The organism is Flavobacterium sp. KBS0721, assembly GCF_002007065.3.
In the GTDB taxonomy this organism is placed as follows: Bacteria; Bacteroidota; Bacteroidia; order Flavobacteriales; family Flavobacteriaceae; genus Flavobacterium; species Flavobacterium piscis.
In genome coordinates this window covers 4,826,259-4,852,002 of the sequence record NZ_CP042170.1, presented here as the reverse complement: position 1 = coordinate 4,852,002, position 25,744 = coordinate 4,826,259, and the positions used below count along the sequence as shown (strand labels likewise).

Annotated in this window: 16 protein-coding genes; 2 read left to right on the top strand and 14 right to left on the bottom strand. The window is 33.5% G+C overall.

The genetic code is table 11. From position 1 onward, the window contains the following. Positions 1–252: 252 nt before the first annotated feature. The 3 genes from B0M43_RS20340 to B0M43_RS20330 form a co-directional block, all read right to left on the bottom strand. The gene (locus B0M43_RS20340) at positions 253–552 is read right to left on the bottom strand and encodes a type II toxin-antitoxin system RelE/ParE family toxin (RefSeq protein WP_055091471.1); all 300 of its coding nucleotides are present in this window, start codon (positions 550–552) and stop codon (positions 253–255) included. Then, on the bottom strand, positions 542–769 hold the full coding sequence (locus B0M43_RS20335) for a DUF2683 family protein (protein ID WP_065449067.1): 228 nt from the start codon (positions 767–769) through the stop codon (positions 542–544). Before B0M43_RS20335 ends, B0M43_RS20340 begins: the two co-directional genes overlap by 11 nt. Before the next feature lie 280 nt (positions 770–1,049). Further along, the gene (locus tag B0M43_RS20330) at positions 1,050–1,979 is read right to left on the bottom strand and encodes a ketopantoate reductase family protein (RefSeq protein ID WP_078007971.1); all 930 of its coding nucleotides are present in this window, start codon (positions 1,977–1,979) and stop codon (positions 1,050–1,052) included. A 100-nt stretch (positions 1,980–2,079) separates the two neighbouring features. On the opposite strand from B0M43_RS20330, the gene B0M43_RS20325 reads away from it, so the two are divergent. Beyond that, positions 2,080–2,916, top strand: coding sequence for a helix-turn-helix transcriptional regulator (locus B0M43_RS20325; protein ID WP_078007970.1), 837 nt, complete (start codon positions 2,080–2,082; stop codon positions 2,914–2,916). Between the two features lie 471 nt (positions 2,917–3,387). On the opposite strand, the gene B0M43_RS20320 is transcribed toward B0M43_RS20325, so the two are convergent. The 7 genes from B0M43_RS20320 to B0M43_RS20290 form a co-directional block, all read right to left on the bottom strand. After that, positions 3,388–3,840: a GNAT family N-acetyltransferase gene (locus B0M43_RS20320; protein ID WP_078007969.1), complete on the bottom strand. Its 453-nt coding sequence runs from the start codon at positions 3,838–3,840 to the stop codon at positions 3,388–3,390. Positions 3,841–4,173: 333 nt separating this feature from the next. Beyond that, entirely contained in the window at positions 4,174–4,599 is a 426-nt protein-coding gene (locus tag B0M43_RS20315) for a response regulator (protein WP_078007968.1), read from the bottom strand. 349 nt (positions 4,600–4,948) lie between these two features. Continuing rightward, positions 4,949–8,053, bottom strand: a complete 3,105-nt coding sequence (locus B0M43_RS20310; protein ID WP_078007967.1) for an efflux RND transporter permease subunit — start codon at positions 8,051–8,053, stop codon at positions 4,949–4,951. Positions 8,054–8,087: 34 nt separating this feature from the next. Further along, a complete protein-coding gene (locus tag B0M43_RS20305) occupies positions 8,088–9,176 on the bottom strand; it encodes an efflux RND transporter periplasmic adaptor subunit (RefSeq protein ID WP_078007966.1) in 1,089 nt (362 codons plus the stop codon). A 32-nt stretch (positions 9,177–9,208) separates the two neighbouring features. Further along, positions 9,209–10,495, bottom strand: a complete 1,287-nt coding sequence (locus tag B0M43_RS20300) for a TolC family protein (RefSeq protein ID WP_123921826.1) — start codon at positions 10,493–10,495, stop codon at positions 9,209–9,211. A gap of 98 nt (positions 10,496–10,593) precedes the next feature. Beyond that, positions 10,594–11,952 (bottom strand): HAMP domain-containing sensor histidine kinase, encoded by a 1,359-nt coding sequence (locus B0M43_RS20295; RefSeq protein WP_078007964.1) that lies wholly within the window; start codon positions 11,950–11,952, stop codon positions 10,594–10,596. Beyond that, positions 11,949–12,626 carry a response regulator transcription factor gene (locus B0M43_RS20290; protein ID WP_078007963.1) on the bottom strand — a complete coding sequence of 226 codons (678 nt, stop codon included), beginning with the start codon at positions 12,624–12,626 and terminating at the stop codon, positions 11,949–11,951. Before B0M43_RS20290 ends, B0M43_RS20295 begins: the two co-directional genes overlap by 4 nt. Before the next feature lie 617 nt (positions 12,627–13,243). Between B0M43_RS20290 and B0M43_RS20285 the strand changes: the two genes are divergently transcribed. Then, a complete protein-coding gene (locus B0M43_RS20285) occupies positions 13,244–13,792 on the top strand; it encodes a type 1 glutamine amidotransferase domain-containing protein (protein WP_078007962.1) in 549 nt (182 codons plus the stop codon). Positions 13,793–13,890: 98 nt separating this feature from the next. Here B0M43_RS20285 and B0M43_RS20280 read toward each other — a convergent pair whose 3' ends face one another. The 4 genes from B0M43_RS20280 to B0M43_RS20265 form a co-directional block, all read right to left on the bottom strand. After that, on the bottom strand, positions 13,891–18,831 hold the full coding sequence (locus tag B0M43_RS20280) for a hypothetical protein (RefSeq protein WP_078007961.1): 4,941 nt from the start codon (positions 18,829–18,831) through the stop codon (positions 13,891–13,893). A gap of 1,010 nt (positions 18,832–19,841) precedes the next feature. Beyond that, positions 19,842–20,930: an efflux RND transporter periplasmic adaptor subunit gene (locus tag B0M43_RS20275; RefSeq protein ID WP_078007960.1), complete on the bottom strand. Its 1,089-nt coding sequence runs from the start codon at positions 20,928–20,930 to the stop codon at positions 19,842–19,844. After that, on the bottom strand, positions 20,920–24,204 hold the full coding sequence (locus tag B0M43_RS20270) for an efflux RND transporter permease subunit (RefSeq protein WP_078007959.1): 3,285 nt from the start codon (positions 24,202–24,204) through the stop codon (positions 20,920–20,922). Before B0M43_RS20270 ends, B0M43_RS20275 begins: the two co-directional genes overlap by 11 nt. 10 nt (positions 24,205–24,214) lie before the next feature. Further along, positions 24,215–25,600: a TolC family protein gene (locus B0M43_RS20265; protein WP_078007958.1), complete on the bottom strand. Its 1,386-nt coding sequence runs from the start codon at positions 25,598–25,600 to the stop codon at positions 24,215–24,217. Positions 25,601–25,744 lie beyond the last annotated feature (144 nt).

The following is a 25,744-nucleotide window of genomic DNA, read 5'->3' as shown; positions in this document are numbered from 1 at the left end:
GCAAATGTATGGCGGTTTTTCTGATTATGAAATAAATTTGTCATAATATTTTCTTATTGTTGTATAGACAAGTATTAAATATCGCTGAAAGCCTTCAATTATAAGGGATTTTTCGATAATGATTTTTTTAAGGAGCAGATAATTTTCGTGTTTTAAAGACCATTTGTCCTGCTCTACACTATATCTTTTATGGTGAACCCCACCATAAAAGGATGCCGCTTCGATCAGGGCTAGGCGAGAAATGGTATTTTTTTATTTTGTGGGATATTTTTCAGGATGTTGAGAAGTGTGAAAAATGGCATTTAGAAAAACAGTTTTTGATAATTCGTCAACAATGAAAAAAGCGATATAAGGAAATTTTTTAAAAGGTAAAAAGCGATAATTATTATCATGAAATTGATAGAATGGATTTACCTTTAAAGCTTTATAAGTACTTTTATAATCATTAAGAAAGTCTAAAGCTACTTTTTTAGTTGCTTTTAAAATGTAATATTCAACTGCTTCTTCAATATTTTTTAATGCAATTGGAGAAACGATAACCTTATAGTTCATACTTCTTTTTTAAATCGGTATAAATTGATTCAGCATCTGTGTATAAACTTTTGTCTAAATTAATCTGACTATCTAAAATTTCTTGTTGTTCAGTAGATAATTCATACGACTTTACATTTGCTATTTCGAATTTTATCTTTAGTGCTTTCATAAAAGCTTTTACAGCTTCTATTTGAGAAGCATCTTCGGTATATGCTGTGATGTTAATTGCTTGCATGATATTAATTTACTAAAGTTGATGAACAAAGTTAAGATAAAACTCTTATTTTCATGTTAATCCGAATAATTTATTTCTTTCTCTACTTTTATCAAATGTATTTTCGGGATTTAATGATAAACTAATATTTTTTAACCGGATTAAAATCCGGCCCTTCAATATAGGTGGAACCTACGGCTCTTTTTTAAATCATTTAATGATTATATCACATAGATTTTAAAATTCCGGAGGAATGATTCATATTGTAGGGCTGGATTTTAATCCAGTTGAAAATGAATAATTAAAAAACGTTATAAGACGTTTTTATTTTTTCATTCACATCATTATAAAACGGAGTTCCAATTCCGTATTTTTTAGCATTTTGAATTACATAGTCAACCAGAAATTGTTTCTCAGTTTGATTATGATTCTCAAAATCCAATTGTAAAGATGATTTGGATTCAAACGGAAATTTGGTTAATAAGTCTTTAGAAGTTTCAATATCCTCATTAGTCAAATTGATATTATTTTTCTTAGCAAGCGATTGAATCTCGATCATCATATTTTCAAGAATGTGCATTAGATTTTCATCTTCCAGAAGCTGACCAAAAGAAACTTTATAGGTAGAAGTGATTCCGGCAACGGGCGCAACGAAAAGATATTTCTTCCATAAGATCTCATTGATGTTATCGACATACGTAATGTCTAAACCTCCGGCAGTCAATAATTCTATTAATGGTATATTCTCTTTTCCTCCAACGAAAATTTTTCCTGGTCCGCCAATATGCTGAACATGTCCGGGTTTCTTTACGTTTGATGCCACATAAATACAACCTTCCATAATTTGTCCGGCTTCTGGCAAAGTTTCTCTGATTATTTCTTTGGCATTTACCACATTTTGCAAAGTGATTATGATCGTTTTGTCGTTGATACAATCTTTATAAGTAGATAATACATCTTTTATTGAATAGGATTTAGAAGTAAGTATTAAAACATCCAGAATCCCAATTTCTGTTGGATTGTCTGAAACTAAATCCGGAAATATAGTGGTGGTTTCACCTTTTGATTCAAATAGCAAACCTTCATTTTGAATCGCTTTTTTGGTTTTGCCTCTGCAAATGAATATGATTTTGGTTTCGCTGTCTTTATATTTTTTAGCCAGAGGAGCACCAACAAATCCACCGATGCCGCCAATGCCAAGAATTCCTATTTTTGTTATATCTGAGTTCATAGTGTAGTATTTTGAGTTTTAAATCTTGTTGCAAAGTAAATAGGTTCAAGATCATTAATTGATGTAAAAATATCGGTTATATTTGTAAAAATTAAGGATTATGAAAGACACCTTTTTTATATACAAAGATTTCGAAATTTATTCGGTTGAAGAACTTACCTGGAAAAAGGAAGTTCATAGGCATAATTTCTTCGAATTGTTATACATAGAGTACGGAACCGGAAATCATATCCTAAATTCGATTCCTCATAATTTTAAACAACATGATATTTATTTGCTTACGCCAAAGGATTATCACTCTTTCAAAACAGTAACAGCTACCAAGTTTCATTGTTTGCGTTTTCTGCCTAATTTCTTTTCGAATAAAAAAGAGATCGAGGAAATAGAGAAGTTGTTTTATTACCACAATCAAACCAACGGAAATTTGATTTTCCTTGAAGATGATAAAGCTTTTTGTGAAATGATTATTCTGAAAATACTTGAAGAAGTTGCCAGACCAAAAGGACAAAACGAAATCATAATCAAGAGTTTAATGATGTCACTGATTCAGATTATTAGACGAAATGCAAGTATAAATGAGAATAGTTTGAATTTTCAAACGACTGAAGTTTTAAAAATTGATACTATTTTAAGTTACATCAGATCGAATATTGCCAATCCGCATTTATTGAAGAAAAAAGAAATGGCGAATCATTTTAATGTTTCGATCCATTATATTGGTGAGTATTTTAAAACGCATCTCAATATAACTTTACGTGATTACATAGAGCAGACAAAACTGAAAGTCGTTACAGAGAAATTAAGCAAAAGCAATTTGACGTTCTCTGAAATCAGCAATGATTTGGGTTTTATTGATAGTAGTCATTTTAATAAATTCATTATGCGAAGCACTGGAATATCGCCATCGGAATTTAAAAAATCATTGAGTATTACGTGAATCTGAATTCGATTGTTTTAAATAGAAAAAAGTCCCAGCGGGACGAAATATTTATAGAAAATATATGTTTTGTTCTACAGGAACACCTTCGGGGTGATATATAAATTACGCGGTATATATATATCGCTCCGCTGGAGCTTTGTTGACGTGGTGCTAATTGTTTGCTATAAATATTTCGCTCCTCTGGAGCTTTACTTCATATTAATAAATTGATTTTATAAACTATGGGTTTTTTATCTTCAAAATTTAAAAAATCATTGAGTATTACGGGAATATGAATTCGATTGTTTTAAATAGCAAAAAGTCCCAGCGGGACGAAATATTTATAGAAAATATATGTTTGTTCTACAAGAACCCCATCGGGGTGATATATAAATTACGCGGTATATATATTACTCCGCTGGAGCTTTGCTGATGAGATGCTAATTATTTGCTATAAATATATCGCTCCGCTGGAGCTTACTATTAAAATTATTTTATAAAGTCCATTTCTACGTGCTCAATTCCGGCATCTAGGAAATAATTATCCGTTTGTCTGAATCCGTTTTTGATGTAGAATGGAGTGGCGATTACCTGAGCGTAAAGATAAATTTTGGCTTCGTTTTTTAAATCGTCTAATATTTTCAATAGAATCGCTTCGCCAATTCGTTGCCCTCTAAAGGTATTCAGGACAGCAATTCTTTCGATTTTCGCTCCTTTTTCCATTTTTCGGTATCGCGCTGCTCCGGCTGGTAATCCATTTACGGTTGCCAGATAGTGCACCGCTTCTTCATCATCCATCGATTCGCGTTCCTGTGATACATTTTGTTCTTCTACAAATACTTGTCTTCTTATTGAAAATGCGGTTTCTATTTGTTCTTGATCGTCGACTTTCTTGACTACAATTGTATTTTGTGTATGGGTTTGACTGATGTTATTACTCATTTTAATTTACTTATGTATTTATAAAAATAATCTGCGTGTAAATATACGTAGTCAACTACATATATTCAAAATAAAATGAAGAATTTAATCTTTTTTTATAGCAAAGATGGTACTTTAGGGCAATGCTAAAAAGTGATTGAAGTACTAAATTTCTAGAATAGCCCCGATGGGAACGGTATCCTTTTTCTGTCTGCCGCGGCGGACAGGAAAAGATATAGAGGACAGCGGGACTAAAGTTCTGGTGGAATGAAATTTATTTGCTCCTAAACATAAAAAAAACACCTCTAAAGATTATGTCCAGAGGTGTTTTTAAAGTTGAAAAATTTCAATTATTTACTTTACATAGTTGGGAGAAACACAAGTTTCCCAGTAACTTACAATTGTTTTAATCATTTCTTTGATTTCGTTGTAGCCGGATGGCTTAACAAAAAATCCCTGAATAGATTTTGAATAAGCATCTATAACATGTTTTTGTTCTGCGCTTGTAGAAAAGAATAAATAAGGGATTGATTTGAGTCGTAAATCTTCATTTTGATGAATTTTTTCCCGCAATTCCATGCCATTTAATTTTGGCATATTAATATCAGAAAAAATAATAAAAGGCTCAATTTGTGTAGAGGTTAAGTATTCTAATGCTTTTTCACCTTCGGCAAAAAAGATAATTTCATTTTTATAATCAAGTTCTTTAAAGATATCAGTTAGAATTTCCTGATCGTCTAAATCATCTTCAATTATAATAATTGGGCCGCCTTTGTTCATTTATATTTTTTTCAAAGGTAGATGTTTTATTCTTAGCTATTTTTTGTTTTTATAATTTACTGATAATCAAATAAAAGCCTATAAAGAGTGTTTTGCTTTCATTAAGTCATTCTTTAAACACAATTCCTTTGCGAACTTAGAGCAAAGCGTAATTCACAATACTTTGCGAACTTTGCGTAATTCTTTGTGCACTTTGCGGTAAAATTTTCTTTGTCAAGATTGCGTTAGAAAAAGCTTTTTTAGCAATATTTATTCTCTACGAGATACATCCAATTGTATGCTATAATAAAAATACACCTCTAAACATTACATCTAAAGGTGTTTTTAAAAATAAATATAGTAAGATAAATTATGACTCGGTGTTGCTCAGGTCTTTTTTGCGATAGACCAGATAAAATACTTGTGGTAAAACCGTTAGGGATAAAATCATACAGGTTATTAATCCGCCCACAATCATGATAGCCAATGGTTTCTGAACTTCGGAACCCATTCCGGTAGACAATGCTGCAGGTAATAATCCTAGCGATCCCATTAGGGCAATCATCACAATAGGACGAATTCTGGCGTAAATTCCGTTTGAGATGGCATCTTTTAAATGCATTCCAGCCCTCATGTTTTCTTTGATGATTCCGATGAGGACAATACTGTCGATGGCACTTACTCCAAAGAGAATAATAAATCCGATTCCGGCCGATATCCCGAATACGGTTCCTGTTGCCCAAAGCGATAAGAAACCACCAATAAAGGCGTAAGGCATTGCGCTCACAGCGACCAGAGTATCTTTGAAATTGCCAAAATTGAAATACAGCAAACATAAAATCAAGATCAATACAACAGGAACAATCATCGCTAATTGTCTGGAAGCTCTTTCTTTGCTTTCGAATTCTCCTGCCCATTTCATTACATTTTCTTTAGGCAGTTTTACTTCTGCAGCTACTTTTTTCTGTGCTTCATCAATCGTACTTCCCAGGTCTCGTCCTTCTATACTAAAACCTACGGCAATATAGCGGCTGTTTCCTTCACGATAAATGAACGTGGGACCTGTTTTATATTCTACGGTTGCGATTTCTTTCAGTGGGACTTTCTTGCCATTCATAGTTGGAATAAGAATGTCTTCGATTTTTTCTTTTGAGTCACGATATTCTTTTTCGAAGCGTAAAGTGATATCAAAAATCTTTTCGTCATCGTAGAACTTCGTTGCGGCCTGACCTCCAATGGTCATTCGGATTACGGCTTGGGCATCGGCGGTTGTTATGGCATAACGCGCCATTTTTTCGTCGTGAAGCTGAATCCTTAATTCTGGTAAACCAATGTTTTTATACACATTAATATCTTCGATTCCTTTTACATCTTTGATCGATTTAGCCACTTTTGCAGCCATGGCTTCGAGTTGAAAAAGATCATTTCCGAATATCTTAATCACCAGCGGACTTTTTACTCCGGCAACATATTCCTCAACGTTATCCTGAATAGGTTGGCTAAATCCAAATCCAATTCCGGGATATACATCGAGTTCTTTTTTGATCTCGGCGATTAGTTGTTCTTTGCTTATATCGCGTTTCCACTCGTCCTGATGTTTTAATTCGATATGCAATTCGATATTAAAAAATCCGGTTGGATCTGTTCCGTCATTTGGTCGCCCGGTTTGTGTGAGGACAAATTTTACTTCTTCGAACTTCCTTATTTTCGTTTTCATTTCTTTGGTAAGTCTTACTGCTTCGTCCAGATTGATACTGTTAGGCAAAGTGGCTCTTACATAAATGGCTCCTTCATTCAGTTTCGGAATAAATTCTGAACCATAAAAAGCAAACTTCGCACAACATATTGCTAGTAAACCTAAGAATGCATATAAGGTTGCTTTGCGATGTTTGGTACTCCATTTAAAAAGCTTAAAAAGGTTTTCTCTAAAGAAACGCGAAATCATATTTTCTTTCTCTACTATGTTTTTGGTCAGCATGACTTTACACATTGCCGGAACATAAGTAAGGGATAAAATCAACGATCCTAATAATGCATAACTTAGCGTGAAGGCTAGGGGAGAGAACATTTTTCCTTCCACTTTCGTGAAAGAGAAAATAGGGAGCAGTGCCACAATTAAAATGATGAGGGCAAAGAAAATATACGTGGCTACGCTGCCCACGCTTTTCTTAATAAGTCCCATTTTACTCATATTGTTAAAGCGTTCCATTCCTACTTTATGCGCTTTCTTTTCGAGCGAGACAAAAACCTGTTCGACAATAACCAAAGTTCCTTCGAGCAGTAATCCAAAATCAAGCGCTCCCATCGAAATTAAGTTCGCAGGCAAGCCCTGAATACGCAGCATTATAATCGCAAACAAGAACGAAAGCGGAATTACAGACGCCACAATCAATGAGGTTCTCCAGTTGTAGAGGAAAATAAACACGATTAGCGATACCAATAAAATCCCTTCGATAAGATTCTTGGTCACGGTATGTACTGTTGTGTCGACCAATTTGGTACGATCGATAAACGGAACTATTTTTACATTATCCGGCAGCACTCTTTCGTTCAGTTCTGTCAAACGATCTTTCAATCGCTTGATGACTTCACCCGGATTTTCTCCGCGTAACATAATCACGATTCCTTCTACCACATCATCATCGCCATCTAAACCTACCTGACCTAATCTTGGTTTGGCAGAGATTGAAACTTCGGCGACGTGTTTTACTAATATGGGCGATGATCCTTTGGTTTCGATTAAGATATTCCCAATATCTTCGACTTTATCAATCAGACCAACTCCGCGAACTACATAAGCCTGATCACCACGCTGAATTACGTCTCCACCTACATTTACGTTACTTTTAGAAACGGCTTCGTAAACATCAAGTGCAGATAAGTTGTAGTTTTCTAATTCGGTTGGATTAATTTTGATTTCGAAGATTTTTTCTTCACCACCAAAACTCACCACATCGGCAACTCCGGGAACGGCAATTAGTTCTCTTTCGATTACCCAATCCTGAATGGCTTTGATTTCCTTAATTGGTAAATCACTTTTGATGATATATCTGAATATCTCACCCGTTGCTCCGGATGGCGGTTCAATATCAACATCAGCACCTTCCGGAAGATCTAATCCGTTAAGGCGATTTGAAGCATATTGCTGTGCGTAAAAATCCTCGACATCATCATCAAACAAAACGGTTACAACCGATAATCCAAAAAGCGAAATAGAACGTACTTCGGCTTTTTTAGGAATCGTGTTCATTTGTTTCGAAATCGGAAGTGTGATGAATTTCTCTACTTCTTCGGCACTTCGTCCGGGCCATTGCGTAATGATTCTTGCCCTTGTATTGGTTACATCAGGGAAAGCTTCGATGGGAGTATGGATATAGCTGACTATTCCGGCGACCAGTAGTACTGCTGTCAGGAAAAAAACGATGAGGGAGTTTTTTAGCGAGAAAGCGACCAGTCCTTGTACAAATTTTTTCATATTTTGTATGGTGTTTATCCGTTTTTAGGGATAATTAGTTTTTTAATCGTTCGTGAATTAGCAGTTGATTTTTAGTAATCACCATTTCACCTTCATTAACTCCTTTATCAAAATAAATCCAATTGTTGTTTTTTATAATCGGATTCACTTCTCTGGTTTCGATCGTGCAATCGTTTTTATAAATCAGGATATGATCGCGATTGTTATCAAAAATCACTGCTTTTGCAGGAACGGCAGCAAGCATTTCGCCACCTTTACTTTTATCGATAATGATATCGGCAGTCATTCCCGGTTTTAGTTTTAAGTTTTTGTTTTCCATTACAATTCTGGCTTTTAGAACATGTTCATCGGCATCAAAAACTTTCGCCATCATTTTTATTTTTCCTTTAAAAATTTCATCCGGATATGCCGGTGTGGTTACATCGACCAACATATTTTCGCTCACATTTTTTAAATTACTGGTGTATACATTGACCAAAACCCAGATTTCTTTGAGATCAGAAATGGTAAAAAGTGGCTCGCTGCCATCTGTAATCTGCATTCCCGGGCTTATGTTTTTAGCTACGATATAACCTTCAGTGGGGGCTTTTATCAGGAAAACAGATCTTTCGCTGCTGGCGCTAAACATGGCAAGATTGGCTCTCACATTTTCTAAAGAAGATTTTAAAACATCCAGTTCGCTTTGTGCCTGCATTAAATCTTTCTGAGAAGCGATTCCGTCTTCAAACATCGATTTGGTCGATTGTAAATTACGTTGTGCCACCGCTATTTGCGATTGAAACGATTTACTTTCAGATTGCATACTGTTGAGTTCTGTACTTTTTATCTCTGCCAGAACTTGTCCTTTTTTGACATAATCACCCAATGAAAAAGTAGTTTTGGTAATAATTCCTTCAACAAGGCTGTTAAACTGTACTACGTGATCGGCGTTATACGTTATATTTCCGGTAAGGTTTATCGATTCGCTAACCGAACGTTTTTGAACGGGTTCGATCGTGATTTTTTCTTTTAAGTCTTTGTCGATACAAAATTTTTCCTCTTTTGTATCTTTGATTTCTTCTTTTTTGCCACATCCGTAAACGAGCATTAACCCAAATATCGGGAGTAAAATAAGTTTCTTCATTATGTTTGGTATTATTTTTAGATAATTAGATTTTAATTGATTTCCTGACCCGCGATGTAGCGCAATTCTTCAAGGTTTTTATTCAGGTCTTTTTTAGAATTCAGCAGGATCGATTTGTTATCGAGATAAGCATCAACAAAATCAAGATATTCTAACATACTGGTGTTGCGCTGCATGAAGTTTTTGTGGTAGCTTTCGAGAAGTTTATCTAAATCTGATTCATAATTAGCCTCAACGCTTTCGTAGAGTTTTTTGGTTACAATAAGATCTTCATAAGCTTGTAAAACCTCAGATTGTACACTTATTGTTTTCTCTTCGGTCAATAATTTACCTTGTTCGATTGCTAGTTTTGCCGCTTTTATATTCCCTTGGTTTCTATTAAAAAACGGAAGATCCAAAGCAAAACCAAGTCCTACGAAATCATTCATCGTACTGGCACCACGATCGTAGCTAATGCCCAGTGTAACATCAGGCGTTCGCATTGCTTTTTCGTATTTGTACTTATTATCGTTGTAATCATTTCCTAACTTAATGACTTTCATATCAGGACGATTTTCTATTGCCGAAGCCATAAGATTGCCTAAGTTGATATTTTCGATATTTTTATTGTCAGGAACAAAACCTTCATCTGTAAGTTTGATGTAGCTTGTAGCAGGCAGATTCATTAAAACCTTCAATTCTTTTTGTAATGAATTGTTTTCTTTCTTTAAATCGCTGATTTCTTTTAAGAACTGCAGTTCAGATGCTTTTAGTCTAATGTATTCGCCACGGCCAATATTTCCCTGAGCGACCTGATTGCCATATCCTTTTAGCATGGTTTGCATCGACGAAAGCTGTTTTTTATAAACTGCTTCCTGAGCCTGAGTATATTGTAGTTCAGTAAGATTACCTCTAAACTCAATTTTTAGATTGCGCAAAAAGGTTTTAAAGTATTCTTTAGCAATATCAGCGCTCACTTTTTCCATCGCGATAAGCTTTTTACGCTTTCCGGCTGTTTGTACCAGTTGTTCAAGTTCTGCAGTAACCTGAGTAGTTTTACCAAAATTGCCCCACAAAGGCGGAACTTCCTGTGCTGTAGCATTGTGCCAAAGGTTAAGCTCGCCAATCGTCAGGGTAGGATTGGGCCATAATTTAGCCTGAATCACCTGCGCATCGGCAATGTCAATGTTTAGTTTTTCCGAAAGAAGAGCAATATTCTTATCCAGAAACAAAGCCTCGGCCTGTGTTCGGGAAAGAACAATTGTATCGTTTATTGCAGCAGTTTGTGCCACACTTTTGTGCGATACAATAACGAGTAGGGTTAAGAGTATACGTTTCAAATTAAGTTTGTTTTTAATATGATGCAAAGCTATCTACAGCATATTAAACCCTAATTTGATGTGTGTTAGAAAGGAGTTAGAGTTACATTAGAAAACGATTAGAGTGGCGGAAATAGTAAGGTTACCGTCGTTCCAACGTCTTTTTTGGATGTAATCGTAAAGTGAATATTATTTTGTTTGAAGATAATATTGGCCAACGAAAGCCCAACACCGCTGCCTTTTATATCATTGACATTTTTGCCCCTATAAAAGGTTTGTTTGATGAATTTTAAATCCTCTTTGCTAATTCCGGTTCCGTGATCTTCAATTACAATTTTAAGCTGATCATCTTGTTGCAACAAACTTATTTTGATCGGATTTCCGTTAGAGTATTTTACAGCATTTTCTATAATATTATACAAAGCAACCTTAATTTCGTTGCTGTTTCCTTTTATCGAAAGCAGTTTGTCATTGACAATTTCAATCGCGATTTGTATCTGAGAACTTTTTAACTGATACACATCCGGCAATTGATCGTTGATGTCCCAAACCAATTCATCGACCCTAAAAATTTCATTGAGTTCTGTATTATTTCTCAATCCCGAAAGCATCATCAGCGTGTTCATCGTATCTTCGATCTGATATACGTTTTCTAATACTTTTTCAGACATTTCTTTGTATTCGGCACTAGTTCTGTCCTTTTGTGCAAATACTTCCAGATTTCCTGATATTGCGGTTAAAGGTGTTTTGAATTCATGCGAAACATAATTGATAAAGTTTTTCTGAATGATAAAAGTGTCCGAAAGCCGCTTAAACAAATTATTATATGTCTCGATCAGTTCCTGAATATCATCTTTGGTGTTTGGCGAAACAATATGACGATCGAGCGACGAAGCTTCGATTTCATTTACCTGATTGATAATATTTTTTATCGGACTGTACGCCAGATTCGAAAGCAAACGACTCACAATATATATCGTGATTAATCCGCTTATTAAAACCAAAATCATAATGATTAATAATCTGTTGGTAATGGTTTTAAACTCCTGATCGTTTTTCTTGACAAAAACCACAAAATCTCCCTGATTATCATGATAAAAACTTCCAAAATAAAAATGATGATTCGATTTAAAATTCAATTTTCGATTCTTACGAATGTAATCCAGTCGTTCTGCATTTATATTGTGATCGATTGTTTTATCTCCGTATACAATTTCATTTTTATTATTATAAACACGCGAAATAATCTCAAGTGAATTTTCCCTGAATTGCTGCCCAATGATCAAATGCTGATTCTCCGGTAATTCATCTTTTTCCAGATAAAAAATACCGGTTAACAAACATGTTTTCTGAAGTTCATTAAAAATGATCTTTTCAGAATAGCCATAAAAAGACAAATACGTAATAATAGAAGCAATTACAAAGACAACGCTAAACGTGAAAGAAGATATTAAGGTAAACTTGTTGCGAATTTTCATGACTGTTCTTTAAGCATATACCCAGTTCCTTTTATGGTATGGATGAATTTATGATTTTGTTCGATTTTGTTTCTTAAATAAGAAATATAAACATCGACAACATTTGTATTATTATCATAATTAATGCCCCAAACAGCGTTTAAAATCTGAGTTCTTGACATTACCTTATTTCTGTTTTCCAGTAAAAATATAAGCAATTTGTATTCACGCGGAGATAGATCAATCAAAACATCATTTTCGGTAACTTTATGTTCTTCGGGATTTATGGCTAAACTTCCCAAGGTGTATAAAGTTTCTACTTTATCGTAATTAAATTTAGTTCTGCGCGTCAAAGCATTTACCCTCGAGATTAATTCCTTAAAATGAAAAGGTTTAACCAAATAATCATCGGCACCGGAATCCAGCGCATTTACCTTATCATCAGTATCGCTGAGTGCGCTGAGCATTAATATTGGAGTATGAATTTTCTTGAAACGCATCATTTTCGTGAGCTGAATTCCGTCGATTCCCGGCAACATAATATCCATCAGGATAATATCCCACGTATCGTGCTGAAGTAAATCCCGCGCAATCTCGCCCGTTTCAGCCAGATGTACCGTAAAATTATTTTCTTCTAAACCTTTTATAATAAATTCGCTAATGCGTTTATCATCCTCAATGAGTAGAACATTCATAATCTAATATTGTTATAATTGGTTTTTGTATGAATCAGGATTAAAAAAATAAACTAAAGTTGAAATTACCTGACGAATTGTATTTTTAAGAGAAAATCAAAAATAGCAATTAATTATCGCAATCGCTGTTAAAATTGAATCTTGTAGGAAAAGAACAACCCAATAGTCATCCTGAGCGTAGTCGAAGGCTTATGAAAACAAAACTCAAATAAATCCTTTTGGAATTTGGAATTTTAAAATTTGGAATTTAAGTTTTTTTAGGAGCTATTCCTGCTGTCCTTCCAAATCTTTTCCTTGCTAAAGGAGCAAGAAAAAGGATTTTCCCTCCCATCAGGGCTAGGGCAGTTGTCCATAAGAAGATTTTATTTTTTAAAAGAAAAAACTGCTTTCATTTTTATACTAAGTAATTTAATTATTTTCTGAACTTTTGTCCTATAAAATAATAATCCAAATTGACATGATTTTTATATAATTTCAATTTAATTTTTAATAATAATTTGAACTTCAGTTAATTAACTTTTTTTAAACAAAGGTTTAACATCGTCTGTTTTCGTTGGCTGTATGGAATTACTAATTTTAACTAAATCAAAATTAATAACGTTTTAAAAATTAAAATTATGAAAAAGAATATAGCCATATTAGCCACAAACGGTTTTGAAGAATCAGAATTATCATCGCCTAAAGCCTATTTAGAAGAGCAAGGCTGGAATGCAGATATCATCAGTTTAAAATCTGGAACTATCAAATCCTGGAAAGACGGTAACTGGAGCAAGGAATATAATGTTGATGTAGTATTAGATCAGGCAAATGAAGCAGATTATGATGCTTTGGTTCTTCCGGGAGGAGTTATAAATCCTGATTTATTGAGAAGAGAAGAAGCTGCAGTAAATTTTGTACGTTCCTTTTTTGAAAATAAAAAACCTGTAGCGGCTATTTGTCATGGTCCACAAATTTTGGTAGACGCTGATGTTTTAAAAGGTCGAAAAGTAACTTCGTTCTTCTCTGTGAAAAACGATTTGATAAATGCGGGAGCACAATGGGAAGACTCAGAAGTAGTCGTAGACAACGGATTAGTAACCAGCCGAAACCCGAATGATTTGCCCGCTTTTAATAAAAAAATGGTGGAAGAAATTAAAGAAGGAAAACACGAGCGTCAGACTGTGTAAAAAGATTTTTTTATTTATCAAGTTGCAAAAAATGCAAGATCAATTTTGGTCTTGCATTTTTTATATGTTTTAAAAATCTGGAAGTTTTTTTTATTCTTTTACTCTTCTAAATCAAAACTTTCATACTTTAATAAATAGGGACCAACTTTTGTTTCTTCTCTGTATAAATATTTGTTTATTATGTCTTCTACATTTATTATACTATCTTCATTTAATTCTTCTATTCCTGATTCTTTATTTCCGAATCCATTGTATGAGGTGCCTAGTTTTAACCCCTTTCTTACTGAAGGTTCAAGAAACCATCTATCGTGAAATGGTGTATCTAATGTATCTTTATCCCATACTATTTTAATTTGTGTATCTAATGGCTCGTCTGATGATATATTTTTCCATTCTTGAATATATATATCTTTGTTTATTGATTTTTTTGTTTCCTCGTTAATATGATTATTATTTCTACTTTTAGTTTTGCTTGTAAGAATTTTAACGCTACATTCTGGCTTAGTTTCTTGAATTAATTTTAAAAGATTTAATTCATTTTCTGTAAAGTAGGGATCAATAATTATTAGTTGATCTTTAATATTTTCTTTAAACCATTTTTGGAAAATAGAAATAGCCTTATTTCTCTCTCCAGGTGATATTATTGGATTATTCTCTGATTTAGACTTATGATTGTATAAATTCTTCATTTTTTGAATATTGTTTGAAGATAAAATGACAATTAATTTAGTATTTTCAATTGTTGCGGAAAATATTGAATTTAATATATCTTTTTCTTTATTGTTTATTTCATATCTTTTTATTGCATTTTGGATAAAATATACATATGAATCAAACGAATCATCAAGTGAGTGATTTGAAGCTTTTTCTAAGATCTCATAAGTTTCAGTTATATCTTTTGAACTTTTTTTACCATCATTTAAATCCAATAAATTTTTGTGAAAAACTTCTTGAAATTGGCTGCAACTTAAATCATTTAATAATTTAGGTTGCTTACATGCTTTGTCAATTTTATTTTTACTTTGCAAGCGTGCGATTAAAGGTTCTTTCAGTTTCTTTCGTGCTGGATCTTGATCTAACATTGTTATCAGTTCTTCAGCTAGTTCAGTATTATGTTGTTGTGCCATGTCTATTAGGTTCTTAATTCCAGCTATCTCGCCATCTTTTGTAATTAACAAATCCTCTAATGCGAGTTTTAAATGTTTTTTAAATTTCCCTCCACTTTTATCAATATTTAACCATATATCCCAGCTTGCATCAAATCTATTTGTTTTATCATAAATTGAAGGAATAGTTTTGATTAATTCAAATGCCTTTTCCATAATTTCTATTGGTTTTTTGTTTGATTTAATAGTTATTTTATCAGCAATAAGTATTAAAATAAAAGACCTATCAGACAAATTGTCAATTAAATTAGCGCGATCAATTAAGCTTTTCCAATTTGATTCAGTGTAGGTTTCTAAAGATAAAAGTTCAGCTTCACTAACTATATTATATCCTTCATGTTGTATCCCATTAGGAGAAGGTAATTTGTCATTAATTATTTTTTTTATTTTTGATTTAATAGAATCTCGTTGCGTATTATTCAAATTTGTATTATTTCTTATTGTATCAATAATATAAGTAATATGTTTGAAAATCATATAATCGTTATCCAACTTTTCAAGAAGTATGGTTAATTCATTAATGCTGGAATAATCTAATTTTTCAAATAATTGTTGATTGTTACTTGTTGGGTCGTCCGGATTTAAATTTGTCAAAATATAGCTAAAAATATTTTTAATCGATTGATCTTTTTCATCGGCTTTCATTTTTTCAAGATAATCAGAAAAGAACGTTGTTGAATTATAGGTATATAATGTTGGAGCAATATAAATTATAGTCTTTACTTTATAAGAATCTTCCGAGTTTGAAGACCATTGCGATAACAGAGGATTAATATATGTTTTAAAAATATTGTTGGATATATTTGCTTTATTAAGCGCACGTAATTTTAGATATAATGCTGACCAAAGTTTTAATTTTTCTCCAGTTGATTGTAAAACATCTATAGTATTGTAAAGTAAGTTTAACTCTTTCTCTATATCAGATTTAAATAAACTAATACCACAAATTGATTTTATGGATAATTTAATACTCTTAATATATGTAGTAATTATGGAGTTGGAAGAAAAAGCTTCTTCTTGTTTTAAAGTTGTAGAATAATCTAGATATTCTTTCGCCTTTTCAAATGAAAAATCAGAAAGATCACGTGCTATTAAAAAACCTATCTCAATTTTCTCCCATAAAATATCAATTGAGTCCCATGATTTTCTTAAATCGATCAAAAGTTCGTCTATTTTTAAATTATAAGTTTCCTTATCGAAATTTAATATTTTAATAGCATGACAAATTATGTAGCATTTATTACCTACTTTAGTTAGATTTGTCAGCATTGGATAATAAGGGGTTATTTTCGTTATGTATGGTAAAACATTCTCTTTTTCAAAATAAAATTTATCAATTATTAAAATTATTATATCTTCTAATAATGAAGGATTTTTAATTTCACGATTAAATTTATTAATTACAAGAAAATCAAAATCATTTATATTTGTTTTATCAATATAGGTTTCCAGAGCTAAACAATAAGCTGTATCTCTTCTAACCTCAGTGTTTAATTTCTTTATGATTTCAAAAATAAAATCTGAATTAGATATCATTATTGTTGAAATTATATTTTCTATCATTTTAAAATGATACGCAGTATCTTTCAAAAGCAAATCTATATTTTTTTTTGTTTGAACTTCAATAGTTTCATACGAACTTATTGAATTCTCTATTTCATTTGATAAATCATTTTTAGCAAGCCAAATCCATAAAAAGGATAAGCAATCTGTCTTAATAGACAAATCTGTTAATTCGTCTATTAAAAGATAAATGTCAAATATTCTGTCTTTTGCTTTTTCATAGTCAATTTTCAATAGAGCTTCAGCTATTGTTAACTGAAGTTGAATATAACTTTTTGTAGGTCTGTCGATTGTATTTTTATGAGCATCAAAGAGTAAAATTAAATCTTCGATTTCTTTTTTATCTTTAATTTTAGGTAGAGGGATAGCAATTTCATAAAGTGAATTAGCATTTGGGACATTTTCACTAGATGTTCGAACAATCTCTTCTAAAGTAAATTTTATTGCTTTATAAATATCATCGTCTTCAGAATTGTTTTTTATCCAGTTTTTTAATATGAACAGTTTTTGAGAAAATTTAGAAATATTATTGACTGAATTAATTAGATCCGATATAACATATTCATCCGATAGAAAACGTAATGCTTTGGTTATATTCTTTACATCTTTATTTTCAATTTTTGAATTTATAACGTCTATATCCGCAATTTGTGTTTTGTTTTTTTTATTAGCTTCAGTTGCAAATAAAGTTAAATATGCAAAAGCATAATCTAAAGAATTGTTGACAGAATTATTATCAGTTACTTTTTCTACCAATTCAATTGCTAATTGAAGATTAGTATAAATAAGTAAACTTGCAATCTCAAATCCTTTTTCTTTAATACTTGTAAAATCAATTTGCTCATACAATGATTTAATTTGCTCAATCAAATCTGGATCATCAAGTAGATTATTGATTTTTCTTTGTTTAGCAACAATTGTTAAAAGTTTAAGCCTATCTTCTTTTAAGAGTGCACTATTAGCTAGAGATAAAGCTTGTGTGTATTGATTTAAAACGATTAATGCTTCAATTTCACTTTCACATAATTCATGTTTCTGAAGCTCTTTTACAGAAGATTTGTGTAGTGCAAATTTCAGTCTAGCTTCATCAAATTTAAGATTAGTTTTTTTTGATGCGTCAAATGCTAAAGAAAATTGTGAATGAAGATTTACAATAGTTTTGTGCTTATCAAGTAAATGTATGAATGTATCAGTATTTAAAAAAGTTGTTAATTTTTCCCATAGTTTTGCTTTATTATATAAATGCGGTAGATTAAAAATACTTGTATCTGATGCTTGATTTTTTTCGTAAAAATCTATTAATTGAGCATTTATAATTTCTTCAAAATGATTTAATTTAAATTTTGAAAATTTTCGTATACTTTCCATTTCAAAAGTTATTTTATTGGAACTCGTACCAATGAAAGTAATGTTTTCGATTTTCTCTTGTAACTTTAGTAATTTAATATCTAAAATTTCACAAATGGCTTGAAGTTCTAGCTCTATATCACTAAAAGCTACTACTGCTAAAATTTTATTTAATAATTCATCATTTGGATCAATTTCACACCATATTTTTTCTAAATAATCTGTTTTTTCTGTTAAATTATTTGATGATAAAAAACTTTCAGCACCACCATGAGTTTTGCATAAAAATTTTAGTTCCTTAAGTTTAGAAGGTATGCCTTTAGAGCTTAGTTTATGTAATTCTTGAAGTAATTCTTCGTCTGTTGAAATATCTTTTAAATACTCTTTTGATTCATGAAATCCAAAATTTATAACAGAAATTGATGAAATATTTAATTTTAAATTAAAAATAATTGAAAGCTTTTCCTTTTTTCCAGAGAAAATAAATTTAGCTTTTTTCCAAGGTAAAATTTCAAACAACGGTAGTAATCTCTCTATTTCCGAATTACTTAACAATTCCAATCCGTCAAAAACAAAAATTAAAGGTTTCCTAAATTGCTTTATTTTTTTTCTTAGTCGACCTTGAATTGAATTATAAAGTGTTAAGTCAGGAATAGAATCAGTTTCCACATTGTTACAATAAAAGTAAATTTGGTTATATATTTTTTCTAGAATAGAATCAAAACTGTAAGTGTATTTATCAAATTCATTAACTGAATATGAAATGCACGATAGAGAATGGTTTAAGATGAAATCATTCAAAATTGTTGTTTTGCCAATTCCTTCATCTCCTTCAAGTAATAAAATATCATAAATATCTAAGCCTTTTTCTATTTGATTTAATATAGCGTCCCTTTTTATATAATCTGTTGGGATTTTATCAGTACCAGCTAAATATGGAAGATTAATTATTTTAGTAGTCATTGTTGGTTATTTTAAGTTTTTTAATAGTTTAATTAGACGAAATTGCTAAATGTAATATTATTTAATGGGCATAATTACGGAAAACCATATTAGGTCAATTTATATCTTGCTCTGGTAGAGTTAAAGTCTATTCACGATAAGAATTAAATTAATTATCATGCTATTGTTATTCTTATTTACCTCAAAATATAAATTGATTTTGTCAAAAGTACCCATTTATCAATCTAAACAACCACGTACTTATACCTGTTTATTTTTATGAAAGCCAGACTCATAGCAGTGATAAAAGAGGAAATCCTTTTTGTCCGCCGTGACGGATAAAAAAGATTGTTTCTTCAGTTTTCGATTTACTAGTGTAGAATAATAGTAGGGAATGTGTCCTAAAAAAAATCAAAAGCTTTCATTTTATTAAAAGTTTCAAAAAAAGCTATAAACACAACGCCTGTTATTTCGAAGAAAGAGAAATCTTCGCAACTAACTCCGCATGCAAAATCGCCAATCTTTGTCGAGCTACTTGCGAAGATTTCTCCTGCGTCGAAATGACAAAATTGAGATTACTTTGCGTTTTAAGGGATTAATCCCGAAGCCTCGGGACGTTGCTACAAAATAAATTATTCCTACGCAATTTTATAAAGAGTTCCAGAGGAACGTATTATATTGTAGGGATGGATTCCAATCCATTCTACACATGCAAAATCGCCAATCTCTGTCGAGCTACTTGCGAGGATTTCTCCTGCGTCGAAATGACAACAATACGCGTAATAGTTAATTACAAAACTTTGCGCCTTAGCTCCCAATAGCTATCGGGATTGCGAGATTAAAAAAACTCAGCGAATCTCCGCGCTATCTTTGCGAATCTCTGCGAAACAATTAAACATAAAAAAAAGGCAGCACTTTATCAGAGTGCTGCCCAAGAGGTAAATTGTAATCTACATTTTAAAATTAGATTTTAAAATGCCGCATTAAGCGTACAGTTTTTGGTAAACTACTATAAGAAAGCTAAACGCAGGTTATTCGTTTATGATATCGCCTTCTTTAGTTTCTTCGCTGGCAATTTTTACCAGTTTATCTTTCGGGTTCAAATCACCGAATATTTCGATCTTATCGTCGATTTCTCTTCCTTTTTTCACATCAACTCTCGTTGCTTTGTGGTTGATTACTTTGATCACATACAAACCTTCGGCAGAACTCACTAATGCCGATTTTGGAACTACAAATGTGCTGTCTTTTGCGTTAAGCGGCAGCAGCACTTCGGCAACCATTCCTGGCAATAAGTTTTTCTTAGTATTGTGTACGTCCATTTCAACTCTTTCAGATCTTAGTTTTAGATCTAAAGCTCCTGACATTCTGGTAATTGTAGCTTTAAAAGTTTCCGGTAATGATTTTACATTAAAACTCATTTCGTCGCCATTGTGTAAATATCCTGTATAAAGCTCAGGAACAGAAACTGCCAAACGCAATTTATCCTGCTGCTGAATCGTCAATAAAGGTAAATCTGAACCTTTTCCTGCCGGACCAACAAACGTTCCTAAATTGACGTTTCTTGCTGCTACAACACCATCAAAAGGAGCACGGATTTCAAGATAACCTCTCATAATCGATACTTCTTTGTGAGCGGCAACTGCGGCCTGATATTGTGCGTAATCTGAGTTTTTCTTTCCGTTGGCCATTTCTAAATCGTTTTTAGAAATCGTTCCTTCTACTTTGCTTGTTTCGTACAAACGGTTGTAAGTACTTTTGGTCGTAGCATAAATGGCTTCCATCGATTTTAGTCTTGATTCGGCAGCAGCCAGTTGAGAACTGATTTCCGGAGCTTCAAGAACGATCAAAAGCTGTCCTTTTTTTACTTTGGTACCAATATCTACTTTTAGCAATTTTACAAAACTGCTTACTTTTGCGTACAAATCTACTTGTTGAAAACCGGTTAATTCGGCTGGCAAACGCAATTCTGTTGTTAGCTTTTCTTTCTCTAAAGAAAATGTTTCTGTTTTAGGTTCAATTTCGGCAGTAACGGTTTCTTCTTTCTTAGAATTACAACTAGTTAGAAAAAATACGGCTACAAAAAATAATGCGGTCGATTGTATAATTTTATTTTTCATTTTTCGGATTTAATGATGAGATATAATGGATGCTTTCTTCGTCTTCAGGATCTAAAGAAACAGATTGTGTTGTTGTTTTTTCTTGTGCCCAGGCAAAAATCAATGGCAAGATAAGCAATACTGCAAAAGTCGAAAATAATAATCCGCCAATTACAGCTCTACCTAACGGAGATACCTGATCGCCGCCTTCGCCATGACCAATTGCCATTGGTAACATTCCCGCAATCATCGCAACTGATGTCATGATAATAGGACGAAGCCTTAAAGCCGCAGCTTCACGAGCAGATTCTAACGCGTTTCCGTTCTTTTTACGCAACTGTTCTGCATTCGTAACCAATAAAACGGCATTCGCGATCGAAACCCCAACCGACATAATGATTCCCATATACGATTGTAAGTTTAGTGTAGAACTAGTAATCGTAAGCATTAATAACGCTCCTAAAACTACCGCAGGAACTGTGGTTAGAATTACTAATGAAACTTTGAACGACTGGAAATTAGCGGCTAACATTAAGAAGATCACAAATATGGCAACCAATAATCCTACTTGTAAACTGCTTAATGTTTCTACCAATACTTTACTCATTCCGATTGGAGTAATGAATAACCCCCTAGGTAATTCTCCCAACGAACTGATGGTTGCATCCACATCTTTTACTGCCGTACCTAAATCGGTTTGGCTAATGTTGGCTGTAACGGTAATATATGGCATAGCCCCTAAATTGTCATTTTCACCACTTACAAATCCGGGTGTAATTTTGGCAACGTCACTTAAAACAGGACGAAGCGAGTTTTTTAATACCGGAATTTCTCCAATATCTGTTTTACTCTTCATCTGATTCAACGGAACCTGAACCTGAACGTTGTATGATAATCCGGCTCTTTCGTCGACCCAGGTATTTTTCTCTGTATATCGTGATGATGAGGTCGAAGCCACAAGTGATCTCGAAATATCATTCATATCTACGCCCAATTCGGCAGCACGTGTTCTGTCAATATCAATATTCATTGCAGGATAATGAATAGGCTGACCAATTTGTACGTCTCTGAAATAAGAAATCTTTTTCAGTTTTTCTACAATTTGAGTAGCATATAATTCATTTCGTTTTTTGTCTTTTCCGGCAATACGAACTTCGATAGGAGTAGGGGAACCCTGACTCAAAACTTTATCTGTTAATTCGATTGGCTCAAAAGAAAGTTTTACATCCGGAAGCACTTTTTTAATTCGGGCTCTAAAGTCGTCCTTAAAGTTGTCCATATCCGTATGATATTCTTTTAAACTCACCTGAAATACTGCTTCATGCGAACCTGCCATGAACAAGTAAATAGGGTTAATCGAGAATAACGACGGGTGCTGACCTACATATACAGACGAGATTCCGATATGTTCTTTACCCACCATTTTTTGCAATTCTTTCAAAACAATGATTGCTTTTTCTTCGGTACGCTCTAAACGGGTTCCGTCGGGAGCACGCATTCTTAACTGAAACTGACTTGAATTTACTTTCGGGAAAACATCTTTTCCAATAAAATTGATAAAGACAACCGCCAAAAGCGTAATTCCAACCAGATATATTATAGCTGTTGCTTTTTTATAAGGAAACAATCGGTCCAGCGTTCGCATAAAACGGATTCTGAAACGCTCGAAAGCACCAATCTTTCCATTATTGTCGATATCCTCTTTTGCGACCATGGCTTTTTTCTGCGTGATCAGATCTTTTTCAGATTCCGGAGTTAATCCGCAATCGTTAAACTCTGCTTCATCATCAGTAATATTGGGTCCATGTTCGTGTTTTGGATGTGCTTTCATCAGCCAGTTTGCCATTACAGGCACAAAAGTCTGAGAAAGTAAAAACGAAATCACCATCGAGAATCCAATCGCTAAAGCCAAAGGCAAGAACAACGCTCCGGGAATACCCACCATGGTAAATGCCGGTGCAAATACTGCCAGAATACAAAGTAAGATCAATAATTTTGGCAATGCAATTTCCTGACACGCATCCCAAATAGCCAGCGCCTTGGGTTTTCCCATGTCGAGATGCTGGTGAATATTTTCGATGGTTACCGTACTTTCATCCACCAGAATTCCAATCGCCAAAGCCAGTCCGCTTAAAGACATTAAGTTGATAGTTTGCCCAAATAATTTCAGGAATAAAACTCCTGAGATAATCGAAATTGGAATCGTTAAGATTACAATTAATGCAGCACGTTTATCACCAAGGAAAAGCAATACCATTAAACCAGTTAAAACTGCTCCAATAATACCTTCTGTAATCAAACTTTTTACCGAGTTAATTACATAAACCGACTGGTCAAATTCGTAGGATAATTTTACGTCCTCGGGAAGTGTACTCTGAATTTTAGGCAATTCGGCTTTTAATTTCTGAACCACATCCCAGGTCGAAGCATCTCCGGCCTTTGCAATACTAATATAAACCGAACGTTTTCCGTTTACCAAAGCGTAACCTTGTGTAATATCGGCACCATCTTTTACAGTGGCAACATCGCCTAATTTTAAGTTTTGAACGCTTCCTTTAAACAACGGAATATTTTCGAAATCCTTAACTTCTTTGATCGTATTATTGGTTGGTGTAATGTAGTTGACATCGCCCATTCTTACGTTTCCTGACGGTGCTGTCTGGTTGTTGATACGAATAGCTTCAACCACCTGATCTGGTGTCATATTGTGCGAACGCAATAAATCAGGATCTACGTTAACCTCAATTGTTCTTGGGCTTCCGCCAAAGGGTGCCGGCGATAATAAACCCGGAATCGAAGTAAACGAGGCACGAACATAAACGTTGGCTAAATCCTGTAATTCGTTATTTGATCGTATTTTACTGCTCAAAACCAATTGTCCAATTGGCAATGAAGAAGCGTCAAAACGAATGATAAACGGAGGCTGGGTTCCCGGAGGAAACGCCGCCTGAATCCTGTTTGAAAGTGAACTCAATTCGGCTGCAGCCTGAGCCATATTCGTGTTTTCATAATAGGTTAATTTCATGATCATTAACCCCTGAATGTTTTTGGTTTCTACCGATTTTACACCATTGGCAAAAGGCAGAATGTTGACATAAGTCTTAGCAAAATAAGCTTCCATCTGGTCTGGCGTGTAACCTCCAAAAGGATGTGCAATATAGATAACCGGCAAGTTCATTTTTGGCAGGATATCTACCTTGATGTCCTTGATGGCACCAATTCCGAAGAAAAATAGACCCGCAACCAATACTAATATGGAGATGGGTTTGCGGAGTGCAAAACGTATTAAATTCATTAGGATCTAATTAAAATTCATTTATAAATAAGTCAAAATTGCCTGTCGCTGCTACTTTAAGCAAAAACGATTGCCACACATTATTGTTCACGATATCACGGTCGATTTCGGCACGATTTAGCGTGTATAAGGTTTGTGTAATATCAGTAAGATCAGTCAAACCATTTTTGTATAAAGTCGATTTTTGCAAATACGCTTTCTTGGCTGCATCGACCTGAATAGGCGCTTCGGCAAAATTGTCAAGTGTAATTTGTATTTTATCGTCGGCTAGTTTCAATTGCGATTTCAGTTCTCTGTCTGCCTGATTGTACTCTTCCTGTAAACCTTGCGAAACATATTTTTGAGCACTTACTTGTTTGCTCATTCTAAACGGAGTCGTTAAATTCCAGCTAATTCCAATTCCGACTAAGTAATTCGTACGATCGGGATTTACGCCATCCCAATAATTTCGGGTAAAAGCAGTCTGATCTGTCGCATAAGCCGAATCAAATCCGGAAGCTCTGGTTTGTAAAACTCCAAAAGCCGTCATTGTTGGGTAATAAAAGCGTTTGTATAGTTTAACTTGTTGATTACTATAATCAATTTTCGTTTTGTATAATTGTAATAAAGGATGTAAACTGTCTGAAGTTGCAGTTCCTCTTAAAACCTCTTTTGGGATATCATTTACAAATAAAGTATCCGTTACGAAATCCTGAGGTGCAACTCCCATCAAGTCAACCAGTTTGCTGTTTTGTTCCTTGACGAAATTTTTAGCAAGATTCAAAGAAATCTTGGCTTTGGAAACTTCGGCTGTAGCCAATGTAGAATCGACTCCTGCTAATAATCCGTTTTTAACGCGGGCTACGGCAGTTTTCTTGAAAATTTCGGCACGGCTTAAATTCTTTTGCTGTGAAATCAATAATCTTTGGCTGGCCAATAAATTGAGGTAAGCAGCAGAAATTTTAATTTCCTGTTGAAATTCTTCCTGTTTCAAATCCTTTTCTTTGGCCTGAACATCAATTTTAGATAAGTTGATTTTTTCCTGTATTTTTCCAAAAGTGAAAAAATCCCAGTTCATGTTGACCAAATAAAGCGCACCAAAAGCCGAATTCCAGTTTTGTTGCGGCAACGGCAATCCTGATGAAGCAACTCCTAAACCGCCAAAACCATACAAAGGTCCGTTTTGTCCGTTTACAGTTCCGTAATCCTGTTGAGCTGATAAGTTAAGATTGGGTAAATAATCGCGCTTAGATTGTTTCAGCGTCTCGCGTGAAGCATTGGTGTAATTGTTTTTTGCTTTTATGGAACCGTAGTTTTCTAAACCTGTTTTTATGGCTTCTTTTAAAGACAAGGTTTGTGCATAACTACCACAAGCAAAAATCAAGAAAACTAATAAAGTAATTTTTCTGAAGTACATAAAATTAGTGGTATGAAATTGATACAACAAAATTATTTTACTTAAGCTGATATATGTCATCTTAAATGATGTACTGCGATAATAAATGACCAATTGAATTCGTCATTTTTTGGAAATATAAATTAAATATTTGTCCGTACTTTG